This window comes from Streptococcus sciuri (assembly GCF_024814375.1).
In the GTDB taxonomy this organism is placed as follows: Bacteria; Bacillota; Bacilli; order Lactobacillales; family Streptococcaceae; genus Streptococcus; species Streptococcus sciuri.
The window spans coordinates 1-19,765 of sequence record NZ_JANUXX010000004.1 but is presented as its reverse complement, the minus strand read 5'-3'; the positions used below and the strand labels follow the sequence as shown (position 1 = coordinate 19,765).

At 39.7% G+C, this 19,765-nt stretch carries 17 protein-coding genes, 1 tRNA gene and 1 pseudogene; 2 read left to right on the top strand and 17 right to left on the bottom strand.

What is annotated here, in order from left to right:
- Positions 1-54: 54 nt before the first annotated feature.
- The gene (locus tag NXS10_RS04150; protein ID WP_259138245.1) at positions 55-693 is read right to left on the bottom strand and encodes an HAD family hydrolase; all 639 of its coding nucleotides are present in this window, start codon (positions 691-693) and stop codon (positions 55-57) included.
- Between the two features lie 96 nt (positions 694-789).
- Here NXS10_RS04150 and NXS10_RS04145 point away from each other — a divergent pair, with 96 nt between their 5' ends.
- Positions 790-2,139: an aspartate kinase gene (locus NXS10_RS04145; protein WP_259137987.1), complete on the top strand. Its 1,350-nt coding sequence runs from the start codon at positions 790-792 to the stop codon at positions 2,137-2,139.
- Positions 2,140-2,228: 89 nt separating this feature from the next.
- Here NXS10_RS04145 and NXS10_RS04140 read toward each other — a convergent pair.
- From NXS10_RS04140 to tig, 5 genes are all read right to left on the bottom strand, one after another.
- Positions 2,229-2,314 (bottom strand) — tRNA-Leu (locus tag NXS10_RS04140).
- A gap of 46 nt (positions 2,315-2,360) precedes the next feature.
- Positions 2,361-3,287, bottom strand: coding sequence for an alpha/beta hydrolase (locus NXS10_RS04135; RefSeq protein ID WP_259137984.1), 927 nt, complete (start codon positions 3,285-3,287; stop codon positions 2,361-2,363).
- Between the two features lie 81 nt (positions 3,288-3,368).
- Entirely contained in the window at positions 3,369-4,976 is a 1,608-nt protein-coding gene (gene pyrG / locus NXS10_RS04130; protein ID WP_259137981.1) for a CTP synthase, read from the bottom strand.
- A gap of 178 nt (positions 4,977-5,154) precedes the next feature.
- On the bottom strand, positions 5,155-5,718 hold the full coding sequence (gene rpoE, locus NXS10_RS04125) for a DNA-directed RNA polymerase subunit delta (protein ID WP_259137979.1): 564 nt from the start codon (positions 5,716-5,718) through the stop codon (positions 5,155-5,157).
- A 175-nt stretch (positions 5,719-5,893) separates the two neighbouring features.
- Positions 5,894-7,177, bottom strand: a complete 1,284-nt coding sequence (gene tig, locus NXS10_RS04120; protein WP_259137976.1) for a trigger factor — start codon at positions 7,175-7,177, stop codon at positions 5,894-5,896.
- 156 nt (positions 7,178-7,333) lie between these two features.
- On the opposite strand from tig, the gene NXS10_RS04115 reads away from it, so the two are divergent.
- Entirely contained in the window at positions 7,334-8,167 is an 834-nt protein-coding gene (locus tag NXS10_RS04115; protein WP_259137973.1) for a mechanosensitive ion channel family protein, read from the top strand.
- Between the two features lie 42 nt (positions 8,168-8,209).
- On the opposite strand, the gene NXS10_RS04110 is transcribed toward NXS10_RS04115, so the two are convergent.
- The 11 genes and pseudogenes from NXS10_RS04110 to NXS10_RS04065 form a co-directional block, all read right to left on the bottom strand.
- On the bottom strand, positions 8,210-8,773 hold the full coding sequence (locus tag NXS10_RS04110) for a TIGR01440 family protein (RefSeq protein ID WP_259137971.1): 564 nt from the start codon (positions 8,771-8,773) through the stop codon (positions 8,210-8,212).
- Entirely contained in the window at positions 8,774-9,541 is a 768-nt protein-coding gene (gene truA, locus NXS10_RS04105; protein WP_259137968.1) for a tRNA pseudouridine(38-40) synthase TruA, read from the bottom strand. It abuts the gene before it with no gap.
- A 73-nt stretch (positions 9,542-9,614) separates the two neighbouring features.
- Positions 9,615-10,640, bottom strand: a complete 1,026-nt coding sequence (locus NXS10_RS04100; RefSeq protein ID WP_259137965.1) for a DNA/RNA non-specific endonuclease — start codon at positions 10,638-10,640, stop codon at positions 9,615-9,617.
- A gap of 169 nt (positions 10,641-10,809) precedes the next feature.
- Positions 10,810-10,917, bottom strand: a pseudogene (locus tag NXS10_RS08630) (LPXTG cell wall anchor domain-containing protein); the annotation flags it as partial.
- Positions 10,918-11,064: 147 nt separating this feature from the next.
- Complete coding sequence (asnS, locus tag NXS10_RS04095; protein ID WP_259137962.1) at positions 11,065-12,411, bottom strand: asparagine--tRNA ligase; 1,347 nt, start codon at positions 12,409-12,411, stop codon at positions 11,065-11,067.
- Positions 12,412-12,436: 25 nt separating this feature from the next.
- Positions 12,437-13,618 carry a pyridoxal phosphate-dependent aminotransferase gene (locus NXS10_RS04090; protein ID WP_259137960.1) on the bottom strand — a complete coding sequence of 394 codons (1,182 nt, stop codon included), beginning with the start codon at positions 13,616-13,618 and terminating at the stop codon, positions 12,437-12,439.
- Positions 13,619-13,736: 118 nt separating this feature from the next.
- A complete protein-coding gene (locus NXS10_RS04085) occupies positions 13,737-14,669 on the bottom strand; it encodes an ABC transporter ATP-binding protein (protein ID WP_259137958.1) in 933 nt (310 codons plus the stop codon).
- Between the two features lie 2 nt (positions 14,670-14,671).
- The gene (locus NXS10_RS04080) at positions 14,672-15,715 is read right to left on the bottom strand and encodes an ABC transporter ATP-binding protein (RefSeq protein ID WP_259137955.1); all 1,044 of its coding nucleotides are present in this window, start codon (positions 15,713-15,715) and stop codon (positions 14,672-14,674) included.
- A gap of 11 nt (positions 15,716-15,726) precedes the next feature.
- Positions 15,727-16,758, bottom strand: a complete 1,032-nt coding sequence (locus NXS10_RS04075) for an ABC transporter permease (protein ID WP_259137951.1) — start codon at positions 16,756-16,758, stop codon at positions 15,727-15,729.
- Positions 16,759-16,767: 9 nt separating this feature from the next.
- Positions 16,768-17,682, bottom strand: coding sequence for an ABC transporter permease (locus NXS10_RS04070; protein ID WP_259137949.1), 915 nt, complete (start codon positions 17,680-17,682; stop codon positions 16,768-16,770).
- A 189-nt stretch (positions 17,683-17,871) separates the two neighbouring features.
- The gene (locus NXS10_RS04065; protein ID WP_259137946.1) at positions 17,872-19,518 is read right to left on the bottom strand and encodes a peptide ABC transporter substrate-binding protein; all 1,647 of its coding nucleotides are present in this window, start codon (positions 19,516-19,518) and stop codon (positions 17,872-17,874) included.
- Positions 19,519-19,765 lie beyond the last annotated feature (247 nt).

The following is a 19,765-nucleotide window of genomic DNA, read 5'->3' as shown; positions in this document are numbered from 1 at the left end:
TTTGATGATTCAAGCTATTTTATTCAGCAAAGTGAAAAAGATTAGACAATATGTCTAATCTTTTGACAACAAATCACTCAAACAATTGATAAAACCTGCTGCTTGTGATTGATTCATACCAAATCGCTCGTCTTTAACTGCCCAAGTTGTCAACCCAGCTGCCACTCCTGCTGCAATACCTTTTTCACTATCTTCTACAACTAAAATAGTCTCTTTGGAACAGCCCATCTGACGTGCTGCAACCTCATAAATAGCGGGATTAGGCTTACTTTCCACAAATTCTTCCCCAGATAAAATCACTTTAAAGTAAGAGCGAATCCCCACTGAATCTAATGCCCTTAGAATATCTGATTTGGTTGAGCTAGAAGCTAAGCCTAGCAGAACACCAGCTTTATCAAGGGTCTTAATCACAGATACCGTATCGTCAAAAATAAGACTCGAATACGGCAGAGGATGCTTATCCTTATATGCAGTATAATCTTTTTGAAGTTGATCCACGTCCCACTTATCATAATCCTTACGCAGTATATGTCGCCAAACTTGTTTCATATTACCACCAATGAAAAAACTCGGAGGTAGATGCTTAATAGAGATTCCACGGTCATTTAAAAACAACTCGCGACGCTGATAATAAAAACGTTCAGTGTCAAATAAAACACCATCCATATCAAAAATTATCGCTTTAAAATTCATCATACTCCTATTATACTATCATTTTCTTTGAAAAACTACTGACACACTATCTGAATTTTGCTATAATTTAGACAAAACGTGATAAAGGATGTTTTCATGAAAGTTACAAAATTTGGAGGAAGTTCACTAGCTTCCGCAGCACAACTCTGTAAAGTCTTAGACATCATCAAAGCCGACTATGAACGACGTTTTGTAATTGTCTCAGCCCCTGGAAAACGCACTGCAGATGATACCAAGGTCACAGATGCTCTCATCAAATATTATCAAAACTATAGGGCAGGAAATGACGTATCTGCCGATCAAGAGTGGATTATTGACCGTTATCGTGCTATTATCGAAGAATTACACCTCGGATCTGACATTTTAGAAAAAATTGCCACAGCTATCAAAGTTCTAGCTACTCTTCCTATCGAAAATAACCGCTTCTTGTACGACACTTTTTTAGCCGCTGGTGAGGATAACAATGCCAAACTGATTGCTGCATTCTTCAGCCAAAACGATGTACCTGCCCAGTATATCCATCCCAGAGAAGCTGGTATTACCGTCTCCAGTGAGCCTAGTAATGCTCGTATCCTTCCTAGCAGTTATGATAAGCTCGAAAACCTACGTGAGTATAACGATGTACTTGTCATCCCTGGATTTTTTGGAGTAACTGTTGACAACGAGATTTGTACATTCTCTCGTGGAGGTTCTGACATTACAGGATCTATCGTAGCTGCTGGTGTCAAGGCAGATTTATACGAAAATTTCACAGATGTCAACGGTATTTTTGCAGCACATCCAGGCGTCATAGATAACCCTCATTCGATTCCTGAGTTAACTTATAAAGAAATGCGTGAATTAGCCTATGCTGGATTTTCTGTTCTCCATGACGAAGCTCTTATCCCTGCTTATCGAGGGAAAGTTCCCCTTGTTATCAAAAATACTAACAACCCCGACCACCCAGGAACGAAGATTGTCATTGAAAACACCGGAAAAGACATGCCAGTCATTGGTATCGCTGGAGATGATCACTTTGTCAGCATCAACATATCCAAATATCTCATGAATAGAGAAGTTGGTTTTGGGCGCAAAGTTCTCCAAATCCTAGAAGATCTCAATATTCGCTTTGAGCATATGCCAACTGGTATTGATGATATGTCTATCGTTCTTCGCGATCGCGAGTTGACCCCTATCAAAGAACAAGAAATCATTACACAACTCACCCGTAAGCTAGAAGTCGATCACGTGGATATTCAACACGATTTGTCCATTATCATGATTGTTGGTGAAAATATGAAAAGCCAAGTTGGTGTCATGTCCACAGCTACTAAGGCTCTGTCGGACAACCACATTAACTTGACCATGATTTCACAAGGATCAAGTGAGGTTTCTATCATGTTCGTTGTCAATAGCGAGGATGAGAAAAAAGCTGTTCGTGCCCTCTACAATGCCTTCTTTAAATAAGACAAAAGCCACCCTTTGTGGCTTTTTTATATGTTCATCAATCTAATTTAAAAAAATAAAAAAAGTTGAGCATCTCTACTCAACTCCTCTGCGGAAAGAGGGACTTGAACCCTCACGACCTAAAGCGGTCACAGGATCCTTAGTCCTGCGCGTCTGCCAATTCCGCCATTCCCGCTCATCAACGTTCTAAATTATATCAATTTACATTGCTGATGTCAATACTATCTTTCATATTTTTTCAAAAAAAGTAAAATTCTTTCTTTGTAGGTTTGTGGGTCTTTTTCAAAAGACTTAGCATGTCCTGCACCTTTTGCAATGTAAAGCTCTTTTGGACCTTTTGTTGCCGCATAATTTTCATAGACCATCTTTGTCGGCACAAACGTATCATCGCTACCGTGGATAAAGAGAGTCGGTAAATGATTTTTAGCTAACTGCTTGACACTGCTGGCCTCGCCATAGCTAAATCCTGCACGAATCTTAGATAGTGCTGAAACCTCATAAAGAAGAGGGAAGGCTGGCAAATGATAGAGCTTTTTAGCTTGATAAGCAAGCTCGTCCCAGACACTAGTATAACCGCAATCCTCTATAATCGCTGTAATCTGACTTGGTAAAGTTTCACCACTTGCCATCATAACCGTAGCTGCTCCCATCGATACACCAAATAAAGTGATTTCAGCAGAAGGGTTTTGACTGATGAGAATATCTGCCCACTTGAGGATGTTTAGGCGGTCATTCCAGCCGTATCCAATGATTTGTCCTTTGCTATTTCCATGTGCAATGTTATCTGGCATCAATACATTATAGCCTAATTCGTGAAACAAATATCCATAGGCTTTCATTCGGTTTTTACTACTGGTGAAACCATGCACCACAATGACTGTTTTATTCGTTTTCTTTTCCGCTGGCACATACCAAGCTTCCTGCTTAATTCCCTGATTTTCCATAGTGTTCGTCTCATAGGTTAACTTATCAAAAGCTTTCTTATAAGAATACAAAGGATTTGTTTTGGAAATAGCACCACTTCCAACAAAAGATTTTTCCCCTCGGACTTGAGCCACATGAAAAAAGTAAAAGCTGGCCAAAATGCTACCTAAAAAAAGAAGACCTATTACAATCGTCACTAAACGTCGTTTTCTTAACTTTTTCATAACACTTATTATACACTAATTTAAAAGATTAGCAACATAAGAAAAAGCAAGAAAAACATTTTTCTCACTCTTTACTTTATGCTAATTATTGCTATTTTCAGCAGCAGCTGTCACAAAGGCTGTGTAGAGTTCTTCAGCACGGTTTGGACGTGATTGCAACTCAGGGTGATATTGAGCAGCAACAAAAAATTTCTTTTCTGGCAACTCAACAATTTCCATAAGACGGTTATCCGGAGAGACTCCAGAAAAGACAAAGCCTGCTTTTTCAAATTGTTCACGAAAAGCTGTATTAAATTCGTAGCGGTGACGGTGGCGACGTTGCACCACTTCTTGATTATGATACGCCTTAGCTGCTTTAGATCCAACTTTTAGCTTACATGGGTAAAGTCCTAAGCGCAGTGTCCCACCCATATCTTCAATATCAATCTGATCACGCATGATATCAATAATCGGATAAGGCGTTTCAGAGTCTAGTTCAGTGGAGTTTGCATCTTTGAGATTGAGGACATTACGAGCAAATTCAACACAAGTTAACTGCATACCAAGACAAATACCTAACATTGGTACGTCATTTTCACGAGCATAGCGAATAGCTTCAATCTTGCCTTCCGTACCACGATGACCAAACCCACCAGGTACAATAATACCATCAGCATCTCCAACTAAATCAGAAACATTTTCACTTGTCACATCATTAGCGTTGACCCACTTGAGATCAATAGCAGCATCATTGATATATCCTGAGTGCTTGAGGGCTTCCACAACAGAAAGATAAGCATCCGGTAATTCAACATATTTACCAACTAGGGCAATCTTGACTTTTTTCTCAAGATTCATGACCTTGTTGACCATAGCTGTCCACTCGGTCATGTCTGCTTGAGGTGCATCGATTTTTAGATGGTCACAGACAATCTGATCCATATTTTGCGCTTGCATGTTGAGTGGAATCTGGTAGATGTGATCAACGTCCAATGATTCGATAACGGCTTCTGGGGCAACATCACAAAACTGTGCCAGCTTATTTTTGATGTTTTGACCAGCTGGTTTCTCTGTACGAATAACTAGCATATTTGGTTGAATACCAAGACCGCGCAGCTCTTTCACAGAATGTTGAGTAGGCTTGGTTTTCATTTCACCAGCAGCTTTAAGGTAAGGCAAGAGTGTCGTGTGGATGTACATAACATTATCAGAACCAACATCTGCTTTCATCTGGCGCAAAGCCTCAAGAAAAGGTAAACTCTCGATGTCACCAACAGTTCCACCTACCTCAGTAATAATCACATCTGAGTCTGTTGCCGTTGCAGCACGTTTTATTTTTTCTTTGAGTGCGTCTGTGATATGTGGAATCACCTGAACAGTTGCTCCTAGATACTCACCACGCCGTTCTTTTTTTAGCACTTCGCTATAAATCTTACCTGTTGTGACATTAGAATATTTATTTAGGTTAATATCAATAAAACGTTCGTAATGGCCAAGATCAAGGTCTGTCTCTGCCCCATCATCTGTCACATAAACCTCACCATGCTGATAAGGACTCATTGTCCCTGGGTCAATATTGATATAAGGATCAAACTTTTGGATAGTTACTTTTAGACCTCGATTTTTTAACAAGCGACCAAGACTTGCAGCAACAATCCCTTTACCAATAGAAGAAACGACACCGCCAGTTACAAAAATATACTTTGTCATTAAAATACTCCCCTAAAATAAATTAGCTATCATATCACAACGATTGCTAAACAACTGCTACTAACTACAAATAAAAACAGCTCCCTACAGAACTAGGGAGCAAGATCTCTAAACGAGATGCCCAGCTCTCACTATAAACTATAAGCAGACTTTTGTCAATGAAAAATGAGCAGAAATCTTATTCTTCCTCATCTTCATCGTCATCTTCTTCATTGATATCAACATCTTCGTCTAAATCAGCATCTGGGATGATCTCATTGATCTCAGAGTCATAAGATTCTACTTCTGATTTTTCGTCATCTGGATTTTCGTCATCATATTCACCATTGTCATCAGAAGCGTAATTTTCATCTTCTGGATCATCATCGTTATAGTCAATAGCGTCCTCGTCTCCATCCATAAAGGCGTTGACACGTTTATGTTTACGTTTTGGTGCGTTGTCATCCTCTTCTTCAAGCGTGATGACTTCTTCATCAATCTCATCAATAGCATACCATGAACGAAGTCCCCAACGATTGTCACCAAGTGGGATAAAGCTACCATCTGTGTTTAGATCAGAGTAAAATCCCGACAGCGATTCACGAATAGCCGCATCTGATTTTTCGAGGTAAACTTGTATTTCATTGACAAGGTCGCTGAAATACATCTCATCGTCACGACCACGCTCTTCTAAAATAGCACGTGCCACCTCAATCATTGACAATTCGCTTTTTTCTTGCCCTTTAAATACATCTAATTCCAAAGTAGTTCTCCTTATTGATGTTACAATTAACGTCCTGCACAAACAGTTTTCTAATTGTCATTATCCTCTATTGTACGCTATTTTTACTGTTTCGTCAAAGATAATTCAAAAAATTTAGACGAAGTATACAAAAAAATAAGCTCGAAAAGTATTCGAACTTATTTCATAAAAAGGGCTATTTCACTTTTGCTGAGCTTGTCACAATTTCAATAGCTTTCTTCATAGCAATATCGTGTTTAAGCATTTCTGTTGAAAGAAGATTGCGCACTTGTTCAATTTCCATATTGTACTCTGTAGCAAGGTCGTTAATTTCTTTGTCTACTTCTTCATCTGTCGCATCAAATCCTTCTGCTTTAGCAATAGCTTCGATAACAAGATTTGTTTTTACACGTTTATCTGCATCTGCTTCGTATTGTTTATGGAGATCTTCTTGACTTGTTCCAGTCATTTGGAAGTAAAGATCTGAAGATATTCCTTGACGTTGGAGGTTACCGAGAAACTCATTCATTGCACGATGCACTTCATCATGAATCATTTCTTCTGGTAAATCAACAATTTCAGCATTTGCAACTGCTAATTCGATAGCTGCATTTTCAACAGCATCATCAAATGCGGTTTCTTTAGTGGATTCAAGTTCTTTGCGATATTTTGCTTTCAACTCATCGAGCGTATCTACTTCTTCATCGATATCTTTAGCTAACTCATCGTCAAGATCTGGAACTTCTTTTGATTTCACTTCGTGAACAGTTGTTATAAATTTAGCTTCTTTACCAGCAAGGTCTGCAGCTTGGTAATCTTCTGGGAAAGTCACATTGACCTCTACTGTATCACCAGATTTACTACCAACCAATTGTTCTTCAAAACCTGGAATAAATTGACCTGAACCAAGCTCAAGTGAGAAGTTTTCTCCTTTACCACCATCAAATTCAGCACCATCAATTGAACCTACAAAGTCGATAACCACGGTATCACCCATCTCTGCTACGCCATCTTTGATAGTAAGTTCAGCAAGGTTATTACGTTCACGTTCAACTTTGGCATCGACTTCCTCATCAGTAACATCTTTACTAACATCTACTGATACTTCAAGATTTTTATAATCACCAAGTTTCACTTCAGGTTTTGTCACCACTTCAGCTGTGATAACCCATTCTTGACCTTTTTCCATAGAAGATACATCAAATTTTGGTTGTGCGACAACATCTAGGCTAAGTTCAGCAACTGCTGCTTCGTAAGCTGTTGGTAATAAAGCATTTAAGGCTTCCTCATAAAGTGCTTCTTCACCAAATTTTTGGTTGAAAACAGTACGTGTAATATGTCCCTTACGAAAACCCGGTACGGTTAAATCTTTCTTAATTTTATTAAAACTTTTGTCAAGCGCTGGCTGAATCTGGTCTTGACTAATTGTAAATGTAACAACACCACGGTTAGTGGCTGTATTTTCAAATGATGTAGACATGACGTCATTTCTCCTTAATAATATTCGATACAGTTTAGTTTATCATATTTTAACAGCTTTTAAAAGTTTTTTCTGGCTTTTTTCTGTTTTGCTTTCTTTTTTACGATTTTTCAATTAAGACTTGCTCTCTTTTTTATTTTTTACTAAACTTATCATATGACTATTTTTGAGAAATACTGGGAGCAGTTGCATATTGAACAGATTGGAATCATTCTCATTTCCAAGACTGTTTCTCTTATCACTCTTTTTATCCTCTTTTTAATCCTACGCCATCTCGCTGAATTCTTTTTCAATAAAATGGTGATTAAATCTTTAGCACTCACGGGACAATCAGAGGCTAGAAAAAAGACTATTGCTCGCTTGATGCACAACTGTCTTAACTACACACTTTATTTCTTTCTGATTTACTCCATTTTAAATATCGTAGGAGTCCCCATCTCAAGTCTTTTGGCTGGAGCTGGTATTGCTGGACTTGCTATTGGGCTTGGAGCACAGGGCTTCTTATCCGATGTGGTAAATGGCTTTTTCATTTTACTTGAAAATCAATACGAAGTGGGGGATTCTGTCGTAATTGGGAATGTCTCAGGTAAGATAACAAGCCTTGGACTTAGAACAACACAAGTTAGAGATTCTGATGGCACACTACACTTCATTCCTAATCGAAGTATCACTGTTGTTAGCAATCAATCGCGTGGTAATATGCGATCTCGGATTGACATCCCCATTTACGCCCATATAGACCTAGAAAAAGTAGCCGAAGTCATCGAATCCGTTAATACAAGTGAACTGCCAAAATTTCCTCAAGTCGTTGAAGCACCCACCATTGTTGGACCTATCTATACAAGCAACGGACAGTTAGTTTTTCGTGTTGATTTAGTTGTCAATAACGGTCAGCAAAATAGCATATACTCTACATTTTATGGGCTTTATCAAGCAGCACTAACAGAGGCTGATATCAAACTCCCAACACCTCATCTCAACAATCTTTAAGGTGGGCAATTCATCAGAAAAGAGCTGATATTCAGCTCTTTTCTAGTATTTTCGGATAGAGTCTGCTAGATACTGCGCACGACTACCACCAATTAATTTGGGACGACTAGCGAGCGCTGTCACGTGAGCAGCACCAAGCTCTCTTTGTCTAGGTACTAGAGGTACTTGTACGCGCTTGATGTGCATGCCAATACTCGTATCTCCAATATCAATTCCTGCTTGTGCTACAATCTCCTCAACTTCAACAGGGTCTTTCATAAACTTAAAAGCCGCTAACTGCCCACTACCACCTGCATGTAAAGTCGGTAAAACATTCACTATTTCTAAATCTTTTTGTTCTGCAAGGTGGCGCTCAACAACCAAAGCTCTATTAAGATGTTCACAACCTTGTACAGCTAAAAAAATCCCATATTTGTCCAATTCATCAAGGAGAGTTTTAACAATAACTTCACCCACTTCAATGCTAGAATTTTGTCCAATAATAGAGCCTAGCACCTCACTACTTGATAAGCCTAAAACAAAAATATCCCCTGCTCTTAGCGCACTTTTGTCTAAAATATCACAAATAATAACTTGCGTTTGCTCTCTAAGTACACGTAAATTCATCTAATCTCCTTTTTTCACCTCATCACAATAGACAATCTGTCTCAAATAAAGTCCTTGCCCACTAGCCGTTGGACCAGCCAGTCGTCTATCACCTGTCTTGAGAACTGTTTTTATCTGGCTGACTGGCATACGATTATTTCCAATCTTCAGAAGAGTTCCTACCATATTGCGTACCTGCTTATAAAGAAAACCAGTTCCCGTAAAGGTAAAGGTGATGAGGTGACTCTTCTCATCATAGCTCTGCTCTGCTCTTGTAATGGTGCGCACCTTATTGACAACGCTGGTGCCCGAGGCGGTGAAACCTGTAAAGTCATGCTCCCCCACCAAATCTTTTATCGCCTCTGCCATCTTCTCCATATCAAGCTCATAGGGAAATGGCGTTGCGTAGTGGCGCATCATGGGATTTTTAGGGCGACCATTGTCCACCAAAAACTCATAGGTTTTGAGGTGCTTGTTGTAGCGAGCGTGAAAGTCGCTAGACACTTTCTCCACACTGACCACGTCAATATCATCTGGCGTCTGAGTATCAAAGGCAAAGCGCAGCTTTTCTAGATCCCTATCCTGCGGCAAATCAAAGTGAATCACCTGTCCATAAGCATGCACACCACTATCTGTCCTGCCAGCGCCATGCACCGGCACTGGCTCACAACTATTTAAGCGCTGTAATGTCTTTTCTAGTTCTCCTTGAACAGTTCTAGCACTTGGTTGACGTTGAAAACCCAAAAATAATGTTCCATCGTATGAGATAGTAGCTCTATATCTTGTCATAGGTTGATTATACTCTATTTTTGACTATTTTACCATAGAAAGGAAAAAGAGAGGTGTTAACCTCTCCATCTTATTACTCTTTTGATGTGTGTCGCTTGCCTGCTGCAATAGCCTCTGCCTCTGACATCGTAACAACATTTCCCCAATTAGTGTTAGATGGCATATTGGCTTTACTGTACCAATAAACATCTGCTGTACCTTGGCGTGCTACATAAACGGTAGCCGCTCCCTGTGTTGCAACGCTTGGGCTTGCTTGTTCTACTGCAGGGGTGCTGGAGCTAGCTATAACTGTCTCGGATGAGGATGACTCAACGGTTTGAGAACTTACTGCTGTGCTGCTGTTAGAAGTAGTAGTGCTTGCGACATTAGTTGCACGCCCTGTCGCATAATCAAGGGTGGCATTTGGAGAGACATTATCTAGGACGACATGACTCACGCCATAGCTATCTACTGAGGACTTACCGCCGATATTTATGGTTAATAACTGACCACTGCTATCAACGCCTACATAATCAAGCTGCACTTGTCTAGGAAGGAGCTCACTGTCTTGGTAAATTGGTGTCACTCTATAGTCTAGGTAGTAGTTCTGGTGATTGGCTAGCCAAGAGTCTAGCTGATTTTCATAGTAGAGCATACTGTCTTCATCGCTCTCATCGGTTCCCTTGAAATTGCCAGCATTTAGCCAGTGGGTTTCAGGTACCAAGTTACGCGCTTCGTCATTTAAACCGCTAAACTGATAGCCAATAAGGTGACCACGATCCATTAGCCAAGCCTTTTTAGTGCCATTGCCATAATAGAACTTGTAATTGTGCCAGCCAACAGGATTGTAAGTCAAGCGAGCTGCCCTCTTTTGTGTTGGCTCATCGCTGTCTTTTAATTGGATGTGGGCATAGGTCGCACGACCTAGTGAGTCTAGATTGCCCAAATCCAGCTGCTTTTGATTTTTAAAGGTGAAAATACCACTCGCTTCACGACTTGCCCCTTCTGCATAAACTTTCTGAGCGCCTAAGATCGGACTGGTATGGCTAGAGAGACTCACTAGACCAAATGATAGACCAACTATGATACCTATCGCCCATTTCTTAAAACACGTTTTCATAAAACACCTCATAAAAATAAGAATGGTTTCATTAAAGGCTACCTTTTAGATAAAAGCTTAACACTGTTATTATACCACTAAAAGCGTGTTCTTGAAAGCGCTTTTTATTTTAAATGACAAAAAGAGCCTGAGAAACTCAGACTCTTTAAGTGTGTGTCAGCTTTTAGAATTAAGCTTCGTCATCACATTTTTTCTTAGCCAAGCCGACCATAGTACTCACTGTGAGGAGTCCACCGACAAGTGAAGCAAGACTTGTGCTTGCTTCACCTACTTGAGGGAGTTGTCCGTTGGTAAGTTAGTACATAGTCTTTTCCTTTTCTCAATCTATAAAAGTTGTTAGGATATTAGTCACAACTTCTAGAACAATTCCTTGTAGACATAAAAGTATCTCTGTCTATATTCTATACTTAAAATTTTGTCATCCTTAAGGTTTGATGCGATGAAGCATACGTGGAAATGGGATTGCCTCACGAATGTGCTTTGTACCTGAAACAAAGGTTACCATACGCTCTAATCCAAGTCCAAAACCACAGTGTGGAACAGATCCATATTTACGTAAATCAAGGTAAAATGTATAATCATCTGGGTTAAGACCATTTTCTTTGACTTTCTCAAGGAGTTTATCATAGTCTGTCTCACGCTCTGATCCACCAATAATCTCACCGTAACCTTCTGGTGCCAGTAGATCTGCGCACAAGACACGTTCTGGATTATCTGAGACGGGTTTCATATAAAAGGCTTTGAAGCTAGCAGGATAATTCACGATAAAGGTGGGAACACCAAAGTGATTTGAGATCCAAGTTTCATGTGGTGAGCCAAAGTCATCGCCGTGATCAAGATGTTCATAATCCGCTTCTGCTTCACCTTCATGCTCTTGCAAAAGAGTGATAGCATCGTCATAGCTGATACGCTTAAAAGGTTCTTTTATGTATTTTTCAAGTAAGGTGACATCACGCTCTAAGATGTCAAGTGCCTGTGGTGCACGATTAAGAACACCTTGAATAAGTGCTTTGACATAGGCTTCTTGCAAATCTAGCGATTGTTCATGACTGAGAAATGGATACTCAGCATCCATCATCCAAAACTCTGTCAAGTGACGACGTGTCTTAGACTTTTCAGCACGAAAAACTGGGCCAAAGTCATAGACACGTCCCAATGCCATAGCACCCGCTTCCAAATACAGCTGACCAGATTGACTGAGAAAAGCTGGATTACCAAAATAATCTGTCTCAAAGAGTTCAGTCGTATTTTCAGCGGCATTCCCAGACAAAATTGGGCTATCAAACTTGACAAATCCATTCTTCTCAAAGAAATCAGATGACGCATAGATGATAGCATTTCTAATTTGCATGATTGCCATTTGTCTGCGTGAGCGTAACCACAAGTGGCGATGATCCATCAAAAAATCTGTTCCGTGTTCCTTTGGTGTGATTGGATAATCAACAGACTCACCAATAATCTCTAAATCCGTCACATCTAGTTCATAACCAAATTTTGAGCGCTTATCCTCCTTGACGATACCGGTCACATAGACAGAAGTTTCTTGGCTGAGGTGTTTGATAGTTTCAAACTTTTCAAGTCCTAGCGTCTCACCGTATCTTTCAATGAGATTTGGTTTAAAGGCAACAGCTTGGAAATAAGCTGTCCCATCACGTAATTGTAAGAATGCTAATTTCCCTTTTCCGGATTTATTGGCTACCCAAGCGCCGATAGTCACTTTTTGACCAAGGTGTTTAGGCACATCAATAATGGATACTAGTTCTTTTGACATAAGATTCTCTTTTCTATCTTTTTAATTAGGCTTCCATAAAGGCTTTAAGACGAGAGACAGCTTCTTTTAGAGTGTCAAGGTCAGTGGCATAAGATAAGCGCACGTTTTCCTTAGCACCAAAACCCTCACCGGTCACAAGTGCAACACCAGTTTCTTCTAAGATAGCGTCGGTGAAGTCTGTGACGTCAGTATAGCCTTTCAGCTCCATAGCTTTTTTGACATTTGGGAAGAAATAAAAGGCACCTTGTGGTTTGACCACCTCAAAACCTAGCACTTCACATAGCAGTGGATAGATAATGTTTAACCTTTCTTCAAAGGCTTGACGCATCATCTCAACAGTATCTTGAGAACCCGTCAGAGCTTCAATAGCTGCATATTGGGAGACAGCAGTTAAATTAGAAGTCGTTTGACTAATAATCTTGCTCATCCCTGCGATAATGTCGTTATCACCTACTGCAAAGCCCACACGCCATCCAGTCATAGCATAAGTTTTTGACACACCATTGATGACAATAGTTTGCTTTTTAATAGTTTCTGACAAACTTGAAATCGGAGTGAAGATTGTGCCATTATAAACCAAACGTCCATAAATATCATCCGCTAAGATGAGAATATTATGTGCTACCGCCCAGTCTCCGATAGCTTGTAATTCTTCTCTTGTGTAGACCATGCCTGTCGGATTTGACGGACTATTGAGTAGAAGCACTTTTGTCTTAGCTGTTCTTACAGCTTCTAACTGATCAACGGTAACTTTGAAATGATTTTCCTGAGTTGCTTCCACAAAGACAGGTATTCCTTCTGCCATCTTAATCTGGTCGGCATAAGACACCCAGTAAGGTGTTGGAATGATGACCTCATCAAGCGGATTGATGACCGTCATGAAAAAGGCATACAAGATAAACTTGGCACCAGTCCCTGCAACAACTTGATTTGGCGAAATCGTATAGCCATAAAACTGCTCAAAGTAAGTTCCAATAGCCTCCTTTAGTTCAGGCAGACCACTCGCTTGAGTATAAAAACTAGCACGTCCATCTGCAATAGCAGCAATCGCTGCTTCTTGAATATTTTGAGGTGTTACAAAGTCAGGCTGCCCCAAAGTCAAGGGCAGAATGTCACGCCCTTGACTGGCTAATTGCTTAGCTTTTGCAGCTGTCTTTAAGGTAACACTCTCTTCCATAGATAAAACACGATCGGATATTTTTGTCATTAGATTACTCCCTCTAGCACAGCGTAGCTAGTATTATTATAGCAGAAAAAAAGCGATATGGGTATAACATTTCCGCTTTGATACAAAAGAACTTGGATAAGTCCAAGTTCTTTTTCTCTTATTGATGTTCTTTTTTGAAAACTTCAGCTTCTTCTTCTGTTGACCAGACAAAGTGCCTTGGTGTGATTTCATGCATCTCACGCTCTTGACCATCAAGCTCAGCACTTGGATCATACAGAGTATGAGCACGTTTACGTTCCTTAATCGGATCTGGCTCTGGAATAGCAGAGAGCAAGCTCTTTGTATAAGGATGGATGGGATGATTGTAGACATCATCTGACGTTCCAATCTCAAGGAGTTTTCCCCAGTGCATGACACCGATACGGTCTGAGATATACTTAACCATAGATAGGTCATGGGCGATGAAGAGATAAGTCAATCCTTGCTCATGCTGTAATTTTTGCATCAAATTAACGACTTGTGCTTGGATAGACACATCAAGTGCTGAGATCGGCTCATCAGCGATGATGAATTTTGGCTCAACTGCCAAGGCACGAGCGATGCCGATACGTTGACGTTGACCACCTGAGAACTCATGTGGGTAGCGTGTCAAGTGGTCTTTATTAAGTCCTACAAGCTCTAGCAGTTCCTCAACTCTTTGTTCACGCTCGTCACTATTTTGTACAAGATTATGAATATCAAGCCCCTCAGCCACTATATCACGGATTTTCATACGTCCGTTAAGACTCGCTTGTGGGTCTTGAAAAATCATTTGAGCATCTTTACGGAAATCATGTAGTTCTTTCCCTTTCAGACTGGAAATGTTTTCACCGTTGAAAATCATCTCACCGTCGTCAATATCGTACAGTTTAAGAATAGCACGCCCAACAGTTGTCTTACCAGAACCTGACTCACCAACTAATCCAAAAACTTCCCCCTCATAAATATCAAAACTGACGTGATTGACCGCTTTAACCTCGTTTGGTTTTCCTTTATTAAATGTCAGAGAAACATTTTTCAATTCCACTAACTTTTTAGAGTGGTTTACCATGACTAGTTAACCCCTTTCATTTTTTCCCATCTTGCCCAACGTATCCTAATTTTTTCAGGAATTTCCACTCTTGGTGCACGCTCATCCAATAACCAAGTTGCCGCATAATGAGTGTCTGAAATTTTAAAGAATGGAGGTTCTTTTTCATGATCAATATCAAGTGCAAAAACATTACGTGGTGCAAAAGCATCTCCTTTAGGCGGACTGAGCAAATCTGGTGGTGTTCCAGGAATAGACTGAAGACCTCCATATTCAGTATCAGTCGTTGGCATGGAGTTCAGTAATCCCCATGTATAAGGATGTTGTGGGTAATAAAAAATCTCATCAACTGTTCCATATTCAACGATTTTTCCGGCATACATAACCGCCACACGGTCAGCCATACCTGCAACCACACCCAAATCATGCGTGATAAAGATAATAGACGACTCACGTTCTTTTTGGATTTTTTTCATTAAATGCAAAATCTGTGCTTGGATAGTTACATCAAGAGCTGTCGTCGGTTCATCAGCAATCAAAATCTGCGGATTAGCTGCTAAGGCGATAGCAATAACGGCACGTTGGCGCATTCCTCCTGACCATTGATGCGGATAGTCATTGATATGCTCTTCAGCGTTTGGAATGCCGACATCTTTCATCAACTGGAGAGCTTTACTAAGCGCTTCTTTTTTAGAAATCTTTTCATGAATCAAAATTGGTTCTGCAATCTGTTTCCCAATGCGCATGGTTGGGTCAAGACTGGTCATAGGATCTTGGAAAATCATAGCAATATCATTACCACGAACCTTTGTCCATTCGTTCTCATCTAATTGCATCAAATCACGCCCTTGATAAAGAATTTGACCCGTGATTTCAGCATTTTTGGCATTCAATCCGATAAGGGTTTTTGTAGTAACTGATTTGCCTGAACCAGATTCTCCAACGATAGAAAGCGTTTCTCCCTTTTCGAGTTCGAAATTAATATTCCGAATCGCCTTTACCTCCCCAGCATAGGTATGAAATTTAACGTGAAGATTTTTTACGCTTAACAATGTTTCTTTAGACATATTTCTTCTCCTCAGTCATTACTTGATTTAGGATCAAAGGCATCACGCAAACCGTCTCCTAAAAGGATAAAAGCTAGTGAAATAAACACAAGTGCTAATGCTGGTAATACCACCTGATACGGATAATATTGTAAATTTTCTTGCGCATCAGCAATTAATGAACCTAGAGACGCCGTTGGAGGCTTCACCCCAAGATTAATGGCAGAAAGCACTGATTCATACATAATAGCACTCGGAATAGTCATCATAATTTGAACTATAATAATTCCAGAAATATTTGGCAATATGTGCTTAAAGGCAATCTTTGATCCACTTTCACCCAAGGAACGTGCCGCTAAAACAAAGTCTCGTTCCCGATAAGACAGCGTCATATTCCGCACCTGTCTTGACATACTTGTCCAGCCTGTAAAGGCGATAGAGATAATAATAGCAGTAATGCCATTCCCCAGCAAAAGTCCAAGCATAGTCACAATAACAAGATTTGGAATAGAAGATATAACCTCAACGATACGTTGCATGGTGGTATCAACCCTACCTCCGACATAACCTGAAATCAGACCATAAGTCACCCCAATAACCAAGTCGATAGCTGTCGCAGCAATGGCAACTAACAAAGAGATACGAATCCCAACAATCATACGTTTACCAAGGCTACGTCCGACACTATCTGTACCAAAAAGAAAACTTTGATTGTCCGTCACACCCTGACTTTTGTAGACATCCGTGCGTTCTGTTGACCCTGCATATTTCATCGTACCATTCCAAAACGGTAAATTTCCACTCAGTTTTGGTGGCAAGTTACGATAAACCTCAACTTTCTTGTTGTTAATAAGAGTGTTGGCTGACTTATCTGATACAAATAAATTAGATGCTAATGAAAAGGTGAGTAAAAAAATCAAAAACCACATAGAGATAACAGCAAGCTTGTTCTGTTTAAGACGACGCCAAGCATCCTGCAAGAATGATAAGGCTGGTTTTTCAATTTTTTCCTGTTCACTTGTTGAGCTGACTCCAACCAGTTTAAATGATTTTATTGTGTCCATGTATCCTCCTTATTGCAAACGCACACGTGGGTCAACAATGCTTGTGATAATATCGGTTATCAAAATTGCAAACATCAACATCACTGCATATACAATCGTCGTTCCCATAATAACAGGGTAATCTTTTGCTGGAATAGAAACGACAAAAAGCTGTCCTATCCCAGGAATTGAAAAGATTTGCTCAATCAAAGCAGAACCCGTAAGAAGTCCAGCAGTCGTTGGACCGATGAGAGTCAATACTGGAATCATCGAATTACGATAAGCATGCTTAACCGCAACTTGACGCCCATTTAGCCCCTTAGAGCGAGCAAGCTGAATGTAGTCTGAGTTGAGCGTTTCAATCATCTCACTTCTGAAAAAGCGTGATACCGTTGCAAGCGTTGGAAGACCCAATGCAAGCGTTGGAAGCACGGATTGTGCAAAACTCCCCCAACCTGACAGCGGAAGAAGATTCCACTTGAAACCAAAATAATCTAACAAGAAAAGACCGATAATGAATGACGGCATTGAAATTGCCAAGGTCACAAGCACACTAAGTGTTGCATCAATTTTGTCATTTTTGTGACGAGCAGAAACCCCACCAACAACGATACCACCGACTAAACCAACAATCAAGGCTTGGATACCAAGCTGGACAGAAATACCTAAACGTTGGGCAATCATACGCCCTACCGGTTGATTGACAGACTGATAACTGGTTCCAAAATCACCATGGAGAACATTCCAAAGATAAGTCAGATATTGTTGCCATACAGGCTTATCCAATCCATACTGCTTATTCAACAAAGCAATCATCTCGTCGCTAAGTTTAGGATTGTTATAAGGGGTTCCTGGTAAAATCTGCATCAGAAAAAATGAGAAAGTCACCACAACCCACAGTGTTACTAATAAAATAGCAAGGCGTTTTAAAATATACTTGACCATTATACCATTCCTTTTTTCACTAGTTTGTTTGTTGCTTTTTAGTTATTGCAAAAGATAATCCTAGTAAGCTCTTCCTACACTCAATCAACTTTCTACAAAAATAGAGTTTCACTAAAATCAACTATGAACAAAAGCAAGAATTGGATCTAGCAATTCTTGCTTTAACATTTAGACGACAATACTCATTGATTATTTTTTATAAGCGTGAGTAAAGTCCGTATTTAAACCTGTTGTATTTTCAACAAGCCCAGTAAGTTTCGGATTACGAAGAGCTTTTGTGTTACGGAAGTAAAGTGGGTTATAAGCAGCTTCCTCGTAAAGTATCTTTTCAGCTTCTTTGTAGTCTTGAACGCCAGCTTCTTGGTTTGTAGCATCTGTTGTTATAGCTTTAGTATAGGCCGCATCATAAGCTGAGCTATTGAACTTACCGTTATTATAAGATGCTGTAGATTGGAAAAGCCCATAGAAAGTAGAACCTTCTGGATAATCTCCACCCCACAATGTCACTACGACATCAAAGTTTTGATTCTTAGAATCTTCTAAACGTTGCTTAAAGGTTACAAATTTTTCCTCAACAGTGAGACCAGGTAAAGCTGATTCCCAAGCAGATTTTATATAATCAACCAAATTCTTAGAAGTTGGTGTCTCTGCATCTGATGTAATAGCAAGTTTAAGGCTTGTCAGTCCTGATTCAGCAAGACCTTCTTTAAAGAGTCTAGCAGCTTCTTTAGCGTCATATTTATATCCAGGCGCAACAACATCTGTCAAATCTTTACCGTTTGATAGTGTTTCAAGTTTATAAGGAACAAGAGCAGTGGCAGCAGTTGAACCTGTATCAATAGCAGCTTTTACAACCGCTTTACGATCGGTTGCTAAATTAAGGGCTTGGCGAATTTTCTTATTATCAAGACCTTTTACTGAACCTGTCATATTATATGCCATATAACATGTTGTCGCTTCACGAACATCTACAACATCTTTATTGTTTTTATTAGCATTGAAGATAGCTGAAGTGTTTGAAATGTTGGCATTATCAAGCTCACCACGTTTATACATCTGAACAGCTGTATCTGGTTTTTTAACAGTTTGGACGTTGACTGTATCTGTTTTGACATGTTTAGCATCCCAGTAATATTTGTTCTTCTTCAACTTAAAGGTTCCATTTGAACCGTTCCATCCTGTCACAGTATAAGGTCCTGAGTACACTTGATATTTAGAAGCAGTCGCATAGTTTTTACCATACTTTTTAACAACTGATTCCTTTTGTGGCATAAAGTTAGTGAAAGATAGGAAATACTTAAACTGAGGTGCTGGACTAGTCAAAGTAAAGACAAGCTTATTATCACCTTCAGCTTTAACACCAAGTTGACTAAGATCTGCAATCTGACCAGAATTAATTTCAGCAGCATTTGCAACGTGAGCTTCACTGACAAGATAAGCATACTCAGATGCTGTTGATGGGTCAACTATACGTTGCCAAGAGTAAACAAAGTCTTTCGCAGTCAATTTACTACCGTCTGACCATTTTAGATTATCACGAAGGGTAACTGTATAAGTTTTACCATCGTCAGAAATATCTACTTTCTTAGCAAGATCAAGCTCAAGCTTACCATTTTTTCCAGTACGATAGATATTACTTCCAGAGTTACCGATAGCCATATTAGAGTAATGATCGGTAACTTTAGAATTATCCAACGTCAAAATCTCAGTTGGTAAAGCCCAATTGATGTCTTTTGATGAGCTTGTACTACTAGAATTGTTACCACAGGCAGCCAAAGTAGCAGTCACTACTAAGGTGGTTCCTGCTGTGACGAACCATTTTGTTTTTTTCACCATAAATATTTCACCTCATATTCAAATTTATAATATCGAATAATCTTATTATATCTTAAATTTTCCTAAAAAGAAAGGGGGTGTCATCATTTTCTGAATATTTTTGAAATATGCTTTCTTTTTGAAAAGTTCAACAATGGAGTTAGCCACTTGATGGTACCCATAGCAACAAGAGAAAAACGCCAAGAGGCAAGACTATTTCCCAAAAGGAAGACACTCCATTAACAACGAAGTGAAGTAAGGATAAGTC

Coding starts and splice junctions, on each gene's coding strand:
- NXS10_RS04070 (WP_259137949.1), bottom strand. CDS start 17,682: ATGGTCAAGTATATTTTAAAACGCCTTGCTATTTTATTAGTAACACTG.
- NXS10_RS04100 (WP_259137965.1), bottom strand. CDS start 10,640: ATGAAAACGTGTTTTAAGAAATGGGCGATAGGTATCATAGTTGGTCTA.
- pyrG (WP_259137981.1), bottom strand. CDS start 4,976: ATGACAAAGTATATTTTTGTAACTGGCGGTGTCGTTTCTTCTATTGGT.
- NXS10_RS04150 (WP_259138245.1), bottom strand. CDS start 693: ATGAATTTTAAAGCGATAATTTTTGATATGGATGGTGTTTTATTTGAC.
- NXS10_RS04145 (WP_259137987.1), top strand. CDS start 790: ATGAAAGTTACAAAATTTGGAGGAAGTTCACTAGCTTCCGCAGCACAA.
- NXS10_RS04080 (WP_259137955.1), bottom strand. CDS start 15,715: ATGTCTAAAGAAACATTGTTAAGCGTAAAAAATCTTCACGTTAAATTT.
- truA (WP_259137968.1), bottom strand. CDS start 9,541: ATGACAAGATATAGAGCTACTATCTCATACGATGGAACATTATTTTTG.
- NXS10_RS04065 (WP_259137946.1), bottom strand. CDS start 19,518: ATGGTGAAAAAAACAAAATGGTTCGTCACAGCAGGAACCACCTTAGTA.
- NXS10_RS04075 (WP_259137951.1), bottom strand. CDS start 16,758: ATGGACACAATAAAATCATTTAAACTGGTTGGAGTCAGCTCAACAAGT.
- NXS10_RS04135 (WP_259137984.1), bottom strand. CDS start 3,287: ATGAAAAAGTTAAGAAAACGACGTTTAGTGACGATTGTAATAGGTCTT.
- NXS10_RS04085 (WP_259137958.1), bottom strand. CDS start 14,669: ATGGTAAACCACTCTAAAAAGTTAGTGGAATTGAAAAATGTTTCTCTG.
- NXS10_RS04110 (WP_259137971.1), bottom strand. CDS start 8,773: ATGAATTTACGTGTACTTAGAGAGCAAACGCAAGTTATTATTTGTGAT.
- NXS10_RS04115 (WP_259137973.1), top strand. CDS start 7,334: ATGACTATTTTTGAGAAATACTGGGAGCAGTTGCATATTGAACAGATT.
- NXS10_RS04090 (WP_259137960.1), bottom strand. CDS start 13,618: ATGACAAAAATATCCGATCGTGTTTTATCTATGGAAGAGAGTGTTACC.
- asnS (WP_259137962.1), bottom strand. CDS start 12,411: ATGTCAAAAGAACTAGTATCCATTATTGATGTGCCTAAACACCTTGGT.
- tig (WP_259137976.1), bottom strand. CDS start 7,177: ATGTCTACATCATTTGAAAATACAGCCACTAACCGTGGTGTTGTTACA.